Source organism: Pseudomonas sp. SJZ131 (assembly GCF_007828705.1).
Lineage (GTDB): Bacteria > Pseudomonadota > Gammaproteobacteria > Pseudomonadales > Pseudomonadaceae > Aquipseudomonas > Aquipseudomonas prosekii.
The window spans coordinates 1311777-1323684 of sequence record NZ_VIVC01000001.1; the positions used below are offsets into that span (position 1 = coordinate 1311777).

At 60.7% G+C, this 11908-nt stretch carries 6 protein-coding genes; 3 read left to right on the plus strand and 3 right to left on the minus strand.

Annotation, left to right across the window (positions count from 1 at the left end; genetic code table 11):
• Positions 1–90: 90 nt before the first annotated feature.
• The 3 genes from FBY12_RS05670 to FBY12_RS05680 form a co-directional block, all read right to left on the minus strand.
• Complete coding sequence (locus FBY12_RS05670; RefSeq protein ID WP_145251870.1) at positions 91–1686, minus strand: aldehyde dehydrogenase (NADP(+)); 1596 nt, start codon at positions 1684–1686, stop codon at positions 91–93.
• A gap of 10 nt (positions 1687–1696) precedes the next feature.
• On the minus strand, positions 1697–2689 hold the full coding sequence (araD1, locus tag FBY12_RS05675) for an AraD1 family protein (protein WP_145251872.1): 993 nt from the start codon (positions 2687–2689) through the stop codon (positions 1697–1699).
• A gap of 146 nt (positions 2690–2835) precedes the next feature.
• Positions 2836–4158 carry an MFS transporter gene (locus FBY12_RS05680; protein WP_145251874.1) on the minus strand — a complete coding sequence of 441 codons (1323 nt, stop codon included), beginning with the start codon at positions 4156–4158 and terminating at the stop codon, positions 2836–2838.
• 195 nt (positions 4159–4353) lie between these two features.
• Here FBY12_RS05680 and FBY12_RS05685 point away from each other — a divergent pair, with 195 nt between their 5' ends.
• The 3 genes from FBY12_RS05685 (at position 4354) to FBY12_RS05695 (ending at position 11848) form a co-directional block, all read left to right on the plus strand.
• Complete coding sequence (locus tag FBY12_RS05685; RefSeq protein WP_121733098.1) at positions 4354–6090, plus strand: IlvD/Edd family dehydratase; 1737 nt, start codon at positions 4354–4356, stop codon at positions 6088–6090.
• 101 nt (positions 6091–6191) lie between these two features.
• Positions 6192–6920, plus strand: coding sequence for a FadR/GntR family transcriptional regulator (locus FBY12_RS05690; RefSeq protein WP_121733097.1), 729 nt, complete (start codon positions 6192–6194; stop codon positions 6918–6920).
• A 197-nt stretch (positions 6921–7117) separates the two neighbouring features.
• Positions 7118–11848: a dermonecrotic toxin domain-containing protein gene (locus FBY12_RS05695; protein WP_145251876.1), complete on the plus strand. Its 4731-nt coding sequence runs from the start codon at positions 7118–7120 to the stop codon at positions 11846–11848.
• Positions 11849–11908: the final 60 nt, after the last annotated feature.

Below are 11908 nucleotides of genomic sequence, written 5' to 3' on the forward strand. Positions count from 1 at the left end.
CTCGCGATGACGCCAGCACAGTCACATTGCAGTGACTGACGGGCCTCTATCGCGAGCAAGCTCACTCCCACAGGGGACGCTGCTCGGCGGTTACAACGCTTCGCGCGAAGGTTTGCCGTCCACCAGCCGTTGAATACGCAGCGGGTTAGCGTTTTTCAGCGGTTCCGGCAGCAAGCTGTCGGGGTAGTTCTGGAAGCACACCGGGCGCAGGAAACGGTCAATGGCCAAGGTGCCCACCGAAGTGCCGCGCGCATCGGACGTCGCCGGATACGGCCCGCCATGCACCATCGAATCGCAGACTTCGACGCCGGTCGGATAACCGTTAAGCAAGATCCGCCCGACCTTCTGTTCCAGCAACGCGGTCAGTTCGCCGAACTGCTCGAAGTCCGTCGGCTCGCCAATGATCGTCGCGGTCAGTTGTCCGTGCAGCCCGTTCAACGCAGCGCTGAGCTGCGGTTGGTCCGCGACTTCGACAAACACCGTGGTCGGGCCAAAAACTTCTTCCTGCAACACTTCGTCGCCATTGATCAACAAACTGACATCCGCCTTGAACAGCTGCGGCTGCGCCTGATTGCCTTGCTGCGCGCTGCCCGCCAGGTGTTCGATGGCCGAATGCGCCAGAAGCTTTTGCAGGCCTTTGCCGTAGCTGCTCAACGTGCCGGCATTGAGCATGGTTTGCGCCGGTTGCTCAGCAATCAACGCAGCCACTTGCTGCACAAACGCGCTGAATTGCGGCGAACGAATACCGATTACCAGCCCCGGATTGGTACAGAATTGCCCGCAGCCCTGCACCACCGAGGCGGTCAGGTCACGCGCAACGGTTTCTGCGCGTGCTTGCAGCGCTTGCGGCAACACGATCACCGGGTTGATGCTCGACATTTCGGCGAACACCGGAATCGGCTGCGCACGGGCGGCGGCCATGTCGCACAACGCGCGACCGCCCTTCAGCGAACCGGTGAAACCCACCGCTTGAATCGCCGGATGCTTGACCAGCGCTTCGCCGACCCCGCCGCCGAAGATCATGTTGAACACGCCGGCCGGCATCTCGGTTTTTTCCGCAGCACGAATGATCGCGTCGGCGACCCATTCGGCGGTGGCCATGTGGCCGCTGTGGGCCTTGAACACCACCGGGCAACCGGCGGCAAGTGCCGAAGCGGTGTCGCCGCCGGCGGTAGAAAACGCCAACGGGAAGTTGCTCGCGCCGAACACGGCGACCGGTCCGAGGCCGATGCGGTATTGGCGCAGGTCCGGACGTGGCAGCGGTTGGCGGTCGGGCAACGCCTGATCGATCCGCGCGCCATAAAAGTCGCCGCGCCGCAAGACTTTGGCGAACAAACGCATCTGCCCGCTGGTGCGACCGCGTTCACCCTGAATGCGCCCGGCGGGCAACGCGGTTTCGCGACAGACCACGGCGACGAAGTCATCGCCCAAGGCGTCCAGTTCGTCGGCAATCGCGTCGAGAAATTGCGCGCGGCGTTCGGCGCTGAGGCTGCGATAGGCCGGATACGCGCTGGCGGCAGCCTTGGCGGCGGCGTCGACTTCTTCCGGGGTCGCCTGGTAGAAATCGCCCGGCAGGTTCTCGCCCGTGGTGGCATCGACACTTTGCAGTTTGAGGCCGCCGGCCGCACTACGCTGGCCGCCGATGTAGTTGTGGCCCATGTAGTTGTGGCCAAGGATCTGGGTCATGCAAGTCTCCTTAAAGGGTGCCGACGGTGCCGGGTTCGAATGCCGCTGCCACCGGCGCAATGCCGTTGATCAAAGGTGCGCCAAATTCGGCCTGGCTGATTTCAAACACATCACCCGGTTGGGTGCGGATGCCATCGGCGAAGGACAGGGTCGCGGTGCCGAAGAAGTGAATGTGCACATCTCCCGGCCGCAGGAACTGGCTGTACTTGAAGTGGTGATACTCGAGGTTCGCCAGGCTGTGGCACATATTGGCCTCGCCGCTGAGGAACTCGTTCTGCCACAGCACTTCACCGTCGCGCAGGATACGACTGGTGCCTGCCAAGTGTTGGGGTAGCTCACCGACGCGAAGTTCCGGACCATAACTGCAACTGCGCAATTTGGAGTGGGCCAGATAGAGGTAATTCTTGCGTTCCATGACGTGATCGGAGAACTCGTTGCCCACTGCATAACCGAGTCGATACGGCTTGCCGTCGTGGCCGATGACGTACAGACCGCTGAGTTCGGGCTCTTCGCCGGCGTCTTCGGCAAACGGTGGCAGCGGGAACGATTGGCCCGGGCGCACGACGATGCTGCCGTCGCCCTTGTAGAACCATTCCGGTTGCACGCCCGCCTCGCCCGCCGCCGGTTTACCGCCCTCGACGCCCCACTTGAAGATACGCATGGTGTCGGTAAGCGCGGCTTCATCGCCGACTTGCTGGTGCATTTTGTCGCGCGCCGAGGCGCTGCCCAAATGCGTCAGACCGGTGCCGCTGACCAGCATGTGCGCCGGGTCCGGGTGATCCAGCGGCGGCAGAATGCGCAAGTTGGCCAGTAGCTCTGGATAGTCGTGGCTGCTGCCCAAACCGTGGGTTTGCACTTGTTGCTCAAGGTTGACCCCGGCCTCGATCGCGGCCAGCGCCAGGTCACGCACGCTGCGCGCGTCTTGTACTTCGCGGATCAAAGCGCCTTCAACCACGCCAACCCGGCGCTCGCCATTACTTAACTCGAATTGAACTAAACGCATCATTCTTCTCCTGTGTTTTCCAGAACACCGCAGATCCCTGTAGGAGTGAGCCTGCTCGCGATAGCGTCGGCACATTGAAAATTGTGGGTGGCTGATGCACCGCCATCGCGAGCAGGCTCATTCCTACAGGGGTCGGTGTCAGTTGTTCAAGTACGCGTCGCACCCCGGGCGCTCGCGGCGAACTGCTCGGCGGGCAGCACGTGTTTGCGCTCAAGTAAGCGGTAAACCACGCCCGTCAGTACCAGCCCGAACACCATCACCGCAGACAGGAAATACAACCCTGAGGCCAGATTGCCGGTGTATTCCTTCAGCGCACCAATCACGAATGGCCCGATGTAGCCGCCGAGGTTGCCGACCGAGTTGATCAAGGCAATCCCCGCCGCTGCACTGGCCCCGGCGAAGAACCGGCCCGGCAAGGTCCAGAACACTGCGGTGCAGGAAAACAGCGCAAACGCCACCAGGCACAGCGCCGCCAACTGCGCGACCGGCAAGGTCAACCAGGCGCTGAGGAACAAGCCAATCGCACCCAGCACGTAAAGCACCGCCAAGTGGCCGTAGCGATCATTCAAGCGGTCGGAACTGCGCGGAATGATCAGCAAACCGATGATCCCGAAAATGTACGGCACCGAAGACACGAAACCCGTGGTCAGGTCGCTGCCGCCGAACTGTTTGATCAAAGTCGGCAGCCACAGGCCCAAACCATAAATGCTCAAAGTGACCGGCAGATAAAACAGCGCCAGCAGCAGCACGCGTTTGTCTTTCAGCGCATGCAGAGGGTTGCCGTGACGGGTCTGGCCGTATTCGGCGAGGTCTTTTTTCAGCTCGCCGGTCAGCCAGTCCTTCTCGGCCTGGTCCATCCATTTCACCTGTTGCGGACCGTCCGGCAACCAGCGCAGCACTGGCCAGGTCAGCAGGATCGCTGGCGTGCCGATGACGATGAACAGCCATTGCCAGCCGTGCAGCCCAAGGGTGCCGTCCATGCCGAGCAAACCGCCGGACACCGGCCCGGTGATCATCATCGCGATCGGCTGCGAAAGGATGAACAAACCGAGGATCTTGCCGCGATGGCGCACCGGGAACCATTGGGTGATGTAGTACAGAACGCCCGGAAAGAACCCGGCCTCAGCGGCGCCGAGCAAAAAGCGCATCACGTAAAAACTGTGCGGGCCCTGGACGAACGCCATGCCGATGGTGATTGCGCCCCAGGTGACCATGATTCGTGCGAACCAGCGCCGCGCGCCGAAGCGTTCGAGCATCAGGTTGCTGGGGATTTCCAACAGGAAGTAGCCAATGAAAAACAGCCCGGCGCCGAGGCCATAAGCGGCATCGCCGATGCCGATGTCGGCGCCCATGTGCAGCTTGGCGAAGCCGACGGCGGAGCGATCCACATAGGCGATCAGGTACAGCAGGATCAGGAAGGGAATCAGTTTCAGCGTGATGCGACGAATAAGCCGCAGTTCCTGGCTCATGAGATCGGTCTCCGATTGTTGTTGTTATAGAACCTCGGGGGACGCCTCTCGCGGAAAACCGCCAGGACCAATCCCTCCGTTGAGTCAGACTATATAGTAATACTATTTAAGCTAGCAACACTTCCAAATCCCTAGATTTGCGCTTATGTTAAGCGTCAGCTCGAACAATATAGTCATACAATAAGAGAATCGATCATGTCTGATAAGAAACCCACCCTGCGCTCCGCCCAATGGTTTGGCACCGCCGACAAGAACGGCTTCATGTACCGCAGCTGGATGAAGAATCAGGGCATCGCCGACCATCAGTTCCACGGCAAGCCGATCATCGGCATCTGCAACACCTGGTCGGAATTGACCCCGTGCAACGCGCACTTTCGGCAGATCGCCGAGCACGTCAAACGCGGGGTGATCGAGGCGGGTGGCTGGCCGGTTGAGTTTCCAGTGTTCTCCAACGGTGAATCGAACCTGCGCCCCACTGCCATGTTTACCCGCAACCTGACCAGCATGGACGTCGAAGAAGCCATTCGCGGCAACCCGATCGACGGCGTGGTGCTGCTGACCGGTTGCGACAAAACTACTCCGGCATTGTTGATGGGCGCCGCCAGTTGCGACGTGCCGGCGATCGTCGTCACCGGCGGGCCGATGCTCAACGGCAAGCACAAGGGCCAGGACATCGGCTCGGGCACGGTGGTCTGGCAACTCAGCGAGCAAGTGAAAGCAGGCACGATCACCCTCGACGACTTCCTCGCGGCCGAGGGCGGCATGTCGCGTTCGGCCGGCACCTGCAACACCATGGGCACCGCGTCGACCATGGCCTGCATGGCCGAAGCACTCGGCACTTCGCTGCCGCACAACGCGGCGATTCCGGCGGTGGATGCGCGCCGTTATGTGTTGGCGCACATGTCCGGCATGCGCGCGGTGGAGATGGTTCGCGAAGACCTGCGGCTGTCGAAAATCCTCACCAAGGAAGCCTTTGAAAACGCGATTCGAGTCAACGCGGCGATTGGCGGTTCGACTAACGCGGTGATTCACTTGAAAGCCATCGCCGGACGCATCGGTGTCGATCTCGAGTTGGACGACTGGACGCGCATCGGTCGCGGCATGCCGACCATCGTCGACCTGCAACCATCGGGGCGTTTCCTGATGGAGGAGTTCTATTACGCGGGCGGTTTGCCAGCGGTGCTGCGGCGCCTCGGCGAAGCCAATCTGATCCCGCATCCGAACGCCTTGACCGTCAACGGCAAGACCCTCGGCGAGAACACCAAGGACGCGCCGATCTACGGTCAGGACGAAGTGATTCGCACCCTCGACAATCCGATCCGCGCTGACGGCGGCATCTGTGTCCTGCGCGGCAATCTGGCGCCACTCGGCGCCGTGCTGAAACCATCCGCCGCCACCGCCGAACTGATGCAGCATCGCGGCCGGGCCGTGGTGTTCGAGAACTTCGACATGTACAAGGCGCGAATCAACGACCCGGAACTGGACGTTGATGCCACCTCGATTCTGGTGATGAAAAACTGCGGGCCGAAGGGTTATCCAGGCATGGCCGAAGTCGGCAACATGGGGCTGCCGGCCAAGTTGCTGGCGCAAGGTGTGACCGACATGGTGCGGATTTCCGATGCGCGCATGAGCGGCACGGCGTATGGCACAGTGGTTTTGCATGTGGCGCCGGAAGCGGCAGCAGGCGGGCCGTTGGCGGTGGTGCAGGAAGGCGATTTCATTGAGCTCGATTGCGCCACCGGGCGTTTGCACCTGGACATTCCGGACGCTGAGCTGGCGGCACGGATGGCCGATCTGCAACCGCCGCAGCCATTGATTGTCGGTGGCTATCGCCAGTTGTACGTCAACCATGTGCTGCAAGCGGATCAGGGCTGCGACTTCGACTTCCTGGTCGGCTGCCGTGGCGCCGAGGTGCCGCGCCACTCGCACTGATCCCCTCCCCCCTGATCGTTCCTACGCAGAGCGCGGGAACGATCATCGCTCCCCTGCTATCATGCGCCCCACCCCCATCGCCCAGGATCGCGCCGTTCCCCATGGATTACCGCAAACCCTCCGACCGCAAAAGCATGCACTCGCGCATCGTCCAGGAATTGGGCATGCAGATCGTCTCCGGACGCTTCAAGCCCGACGACAAACTGCCCGCCGAAGCCTTGTTGTGCGAAGAGTACGCGGTCAGCCGGCCGGTATTGCGCGAAGCCACGCGGGTGTTGGTCGCCAAAGGCCTGGTGTATTCCCGTCCGCGCGTCGGCACGGTGGTCAAGGCACGCAAGGAATGGCACATGCTCGACCCGGACGTATTGCATTGGTTGATGCAAAGCAGTCCGCAGAATGAATTTTTCGGCTTGTTGACCAGCGTGCGCAGCATCATCGAACCGGCCGCCGCCGCGCTCGCCGCGCAATACGCCACCGACGCCGACATCGCCTCGATCGGCGAAGCCTACCAACGCATGGAAGCCGCGCCGACCCCGGAAGCCTTGCTGCAACCGGACCTGGACTTCCACAGCCGCATCGCCGACGCGACCCACAACGACTTGCTGGCCAACTTGTGCAACATGCTCGCCGTGGCCATCGCCGAAGCGTTGAAGCATTCCAACCAGCGGCCGAATCTGCATGAGCTGGCGCTGCCACGGCACAAGGCGATCCTGACCGCTATCGAAAACCGCGATGCCCTCGGCGCACGTCACGCGACGCTGGTGCAACTCGACGACGCGCGCACTGCGCTGGACGTGGTGCTGGGCGGCGATCCACCGAACAACCACTGAACCCAATGTAGGAGTGAGCCTGCTCGCGATAGCGGTGTGCCAGGCAACCAAAAAGGTGGCTGACGGATCGCCTTCGCGAGCAGGCTCCCTCCTACAGGGGTTTCGGGAAAATTCGATAATGTGCGGTATCTATATACCGCACGGCTGATTTATTCAGGCGTTATGGTTCCGGCATCAGCCATGCAAAGGATTGCATCATGCCAACCACAACATTGCCCGCCGCGACGGGCGATTACACCAACCTGATCGCGCAGACCATCAGCGAACGGTTCAACAGCCGTCCGACCCTGCGCTCCGTCACCGCCAGCCTGCTCAAGGACGATCTGCTGGAAAAATACCCGCTGCTGGCATTCGATCCGTACAGCACCCGCCTCGCCCAGCCGGACCCTGAAGGTGGCTGGCGGATAACGCTGTTGCTCGACGTCGTGCTCTCATATCTGGCCAGCGGCACACCGCCGGCGCTCGATGAGCAATTCGGCCGTGCCTGCTACCTGACCAACGACGGAACCAGATACCTTCCGCAAGACAGCAGCAGCCACCGCGAGCCCGACATGCAACTGATCGCCGGGCTCATCCGCGAGTTGCCGGCGATTGTTTTCGTCGGTTTTCAGCAAGCACTGAGTGATTACTGGAACGAACCGGTGGATGCCGGCGTCAGTCGCTGGCAATGGTTAGGGGATTTACTGAATGGCACGCTGAAAACATCAGCGATCCGCCACGCTGCGATTCACTCCCGGCACGCCGACATTTTGAGTGAACTGTGCCGTCATCCCGACAAACAGCAACGCCTCGACGCACCTCCACCGGTCGGTACCCTTCAGGCTTTTGTCATCAAAACAACCCTGAACGTCGGCGAGGTTTCGGTCAGCCTGCAAAGCCCCGACATCCTGGTGATCTGTGGTGAAAGCGTGTTGCTGTGCGCAGTGACTGGCAGCATCGAATCATTCCCGTCGGTGGCAGCGTTCGGTCAAGCGTGGGGCGAGCGGTTTGAGCAGACTTTCATGGCCGACAGTGTCGCGTGGAAACGCTATGAGCCCGACGGCAATATCTTCGATACCCAGGCCGCCCTGCTGCTGAACCAACAACTGGAGGACCTCGCCGCGCTGAAGCTTCCGGCCGGCCAGCGCCTTGCACAACTGGAAAAACGCTTCGCGGCGATCACCGACGTCGCAGCGCTGTTCATCGATGATCAAACCCCTGAAGCGCACACTCCAATGCGTTTTCAACACCTTCAATCAGCCATTCCGCAGTGGCTGCAAACCGCCAGCGCCGCAGATCGCATGGCTTACCGCAAGCAGGTGCTTAGCCTCGCCGGGATCAAGCAAAAGACCGGTGGACGCAGCTTCCAGACCGGCATCGACGACCTCCACACGTTCGCTAAAAAAACCCTGCATCAACAGATGCTCAAGGATCAACCGCTGGCGCCGGGTTATGACGCCGACCAACTGGAGCTGACGTTTCATGTGCCGGTCGGTGATTTGGGCAGCGGTTATCTGCAACCGGTGAAAATGACCCTGACACAACTGGCGATCCGCAATCTTGCCGGGCGTCCCAACGGCCGGATGACGATTCGGCATACCGGCGGGCAGCTGATTCAGGACTGGACCACGCAAGCCTATGTGCTGGATCTGGTTACTCGCGTCGATGTCGGCAAACACTATCCCGAACTGATTCGTAGCCAATTGTTGGGCGATACCCCGCAGGCGCAGGAACGTGCGCGGCTGTTCGGACTGGAGCTCTCGGTGCATCTGCCGATGCTGGCGCTGGAACAATCGATCAAATCCGAGCAGGGTTTCACGCGTCAGGGTTATCGCTACGTCGAAGCGTTGATGCACGGCACGCAAGCCGAACGGACGGTCGGTGGCCAGCAAATCGTCCTGCGACCGCTGGCCTTCCAACGCAAAGCAGGCGCTGCGCCTGATGTGGTGAGCAACATGTTCATCATCGAGCCGCACGACCTGAATGCCGACGGCCCGCGCATTCTCTACCGGCCGATGTACTCGCCGGCGCTGCAGCAATATTCCAGCCGCCAGCAACTGCTGAGCGCCATCGCCCAAAGCGGTCCCGTGCAAACCAGCGTGCTCACCTGGCTGACCGACCGCGCGCGGCCGATCTATGAGCACAACGGGTTTGATCAGCCGCACATTGTGCATGTGCATGTGGGCGACGAATTCAGCCCGCCACGCGCGCCGAAACCGGCGTTGCTCGTCGGTGATGAAAGCGCCGCGCAATGGCTTGCCGCGCTGGCTGAAGGACAACTGATGGCGCAGTTATTCAAAAGCAATGCGCAGGCGCTGGTCGAACTGGCGGACCGCGAATCGGTATCGAACGCAGAAAGTCGCTGGGCGATCATTCTTGAAGGTGGCTGGCTGGTATTCAACAACCTGCTGCTGCCCTTGTTGCGCGGCCCGGTGATGCTCGTCGGCTGGATGCTGCAACTCACCCATAGCTTGCTCGAAGACTTGCCGGCGCTGGACAGTGATGATGTGAACGCCCGCGAGCAGGCCTGGGTCGATGTGTTGTTGAACCTTGGGTTAGTGCTGTTGCACGTCGCACAACACGGCGAACCTGCGCCCGCACTCGGCGAAGTTCGGGAATCGGCCGTGGCACTCGCACCGCTCCGCCGTTCGGCGCAAGCGCCGGTGATCAGCGCCAATGCCGTGATCGAAGTCGCACCTGGCCTGCCCTCGGAACCTCCCGGCAGCGGCCACACGTTGCTCGATTTCAACCTGTCGGCAGCGCGGGATTCGAGTTCGGCGCGGTTGCTGGCGCAGTTGCAATCGGTGCGTGTGCCGTGGCCGTCCACGCTGCCGGAACCGATCGCCATCGGCCCCTTCGCCGGCCTTTACCGAATCAACGACAAATGGCATGCGAGCCTTGCCGGCCTGCTGTTTCGTGTGCGCATCGTGCCGGGTTTTGGTGAGGTTTTTCTTGTGCCCCCTGAGCATCCTGACCATCCCGGGATCAAGCTCAAATCCAACGGCCGTGGCCACTGGATGCTGGATCAGGGCCTGCAATTGGTGGGCGGCGGGCGCCACAGCCGCATCACCGCCGAGCGCGAAAAACGCCGGCAGCGCATTGCCGAACTCGGCTTGAACCATCAGCAATTTCTCGAGCAACAGGCGCAGGTGCAACAGCGTGTCGACATTGCCGAGCACGTCAGAGTGGCCATCGAACGCGATCCTGCCAGCACCGGTCAACAACGCACAGCATCGCGCGAACGCTACATTGTCGAGTTGCAAAAGCAAACTGAAGGCTATGCCACGCTGATTGCCGAAATGCGCGAAATCAGCGTATTGACCGACTCACCACTTAATCATGAAAAGGTCTGCCATCTGCTGAGCAACTTGATCAGGAATCTGCGCAAAAGAGTGGTAATGGCCGACATCGAACGAGTGGCGACCAAGCATCGCTACAGCGAGTTTTCCCAAGGTGAGGAGCATGTTTACAAAGTTCTGAAAGCGCAGGGTGAGGCGGCGGTGCAGCGCTATTTCGAGTTCATGCGTCAGACCAGTGAAACAAATGAAACCATGATTGCCTGTTACGAGGCGCAAGAAGCTCGATTTCAGGAACTCGAACAGATTCCCTTGCAGGGGCCCAAAGCCATCGAGCTGTTGATGAAGGACCGCCCGGAAGGCGAAATGACCGCGTTGAAGGTCAAGGCTTTTCAGTTGATCATCCTGCGCATTCTGAGCATCAGAGCATTGAACACCGAGGTCGCCAAGGTGCTCGAAGCGGTGATTGAACCGGTGTTGATCGTGTCGCGCTCGCACGCCGAGTTGCAGGCCAGCCAAGATTACCTGCCCAGCGACCGCATCGCCGTGCTGGACAATCTGGTCGCACGCTACAAAAACGCCCAGAGTGCGCTTGGCGGCATCTGGGTGTTCAACACCGAAGAACTGCAGATGCCGGCGTTCAACCGCATGCGGTTCATCATTGATCAATTGCGCGTCGATGCCGAGCAGCGTCTGGTAGAGGAAATCCAGCAACTCGCCGCGCAGCAGGCAACAACCGCCAGGGACGCTGCCTCGCAAATAACGGTCGCCGCCAAAGAAACCAACCGAAAAAAACCGAAGACCTCACCTGCCGCGAGCAAAAAACGCGTCATCAAAACGTCCCGGGGCACGATGATCGGGGAGCTGCGCCCGCGTGAGGCCGATCAGCACGGCGACATCGTCGACATCAACGGCCCGATGGACGATCAGATACTGGCGTCTTTTCACGAGCACGAACCCGACGTCTGGGTCGAGATTGTTCCGGTCCGCCCGCCCAGCCCGAGGATTTCCGCGCCTTACGCGCAGCTCAAGGGCGACGCAGGAAAAGCCCTGGCAAAAGTCGACTTACAAACGCGCAAAATCGAAAGTTATGCGCAAGGCGGCAGTTCTCCTTTGGAAGTCGAGGAACAGCTGCAACGCGAAGCGCAAAAACTTCGCCGATTCGCCGAGAAACTGCTGGGTCACGAGGACGCGCCCGCGGCCAGTGACAAAGCGGCGGCGCTGATCAGTGAACTGCGGGACAAGGCGCTGGCGCTGGAAAACCACGCAACCCGATTGCGCATTCGCTTGACGCTGGCGCAGGCCCCGACCAGCGTCGGCGCGCGATACCTGTTGCAGCAGCATGAACTGACCATCCGGGCCATCGGCACGCGCATTCAACTGAAAACCGGGCGCCAGGATTTCATGCAGGAATACGGTCTATACACCCGCGACAACAAAGCACTGTGGTATGCGCACTTTCACTATGCCGCTTTGACGGATGACAAAACCCACTTCACCACCGCGCATCTGAAAACCGAGGGCCAACGTTTCGAAACGTATGAATCGGCATTGGCCAAAGCAACAAATCCGAGTCAGAAAATCCAGATCTACCACGGCGCCATCGACTTGGCGCTGGCCAATAAGTATTTCCTGCCGTTGCAACCTTACTGAGTCTGAGAGGCGCCCATAAAAAAGCCGCAACCCGAGGTTGCGGCTTTTGTGTTTCTGCGA